Source organism: Synechococcus sp. BA-120 BA3, assembly GCF_034931285.1.
Taxonomy (GTDB): domain Bacteria; phylum Cyanobacteriota; class Cyanobacteriia; order PCC-6307; family Cyanobiaceae; genus Cyanobium.
In genome coordinates this window covers 1-582 of the sequence record NZ_JAYGHZ010000518.1, presented here as the reverse complement: position 1 = coordinate 582, position 582 = coordinate 1, and the positions used below count along the sequence as shown (strand labels likewise).

Annotated in this window: 1 protein-coding gene; it reads right to left on the bottom strand. The window is 69.8% G+C overall.

The annotated features are described in order from the left end of the window. Positions 1-582: glycogen/starch/alpha-glucan phosphorylase (locus VB737_RS17255; protein ID WP_500314783.1), on the bottom strand; the 582-nt coding region annotated here is incomplete at both ends.

Below are 582 nucleotides of genomic sequence, written 5' to 3'. Positions count from 1 at the left end.
AGATCACGGTGCGGGGGGCCATGCCGCCCGCGAGGCCGTTCTTGATGCGCAGGTACTGGGCGATCACCTGGAGGGCATTGAGGTGCTGGCGCTTGTACTCGTGGATCCGCTTCACCTGCACGTCGAAGAGGCTGTCCGGGTCGACGGCCAGCTCCAGCTGGCGGTGGATGTGGCCGGCCAGCCGCTGCTTGGCGATCCGCTTGCACTGGGCCCAGCGTTCCAGGAAGGCCCCGTCGTCCTGGAGCTCCTCCAGGCGTCGGAGGGACTGGGGCCAGGCGGGCCAGTCGGGGCCGATCGTCTCGCAGAGCAGGGCGTGGAGGGACGGATGGGCCAGGGCGACCCAGCGCCTGGGGGTGACGCCGTTGGTGACGTTGGTGAACGTCTCGGGCCAGAGGGCGGCGAATTCGGGGAAGAGGTCCTGCCTGACCAGGGCGCTGTGGAGGGCGGCGACGCCGTTGACGTGGTGGGAGCCGACGGTGGCGAGGTGGGCCATGCGGACGGCCTTGTCGCCCGATTCATCGATGATCGAGAGGCGGCGCAGCACGGCGTCGTTGCCGGGGTACTTGAGGCGCACCTGCTGGA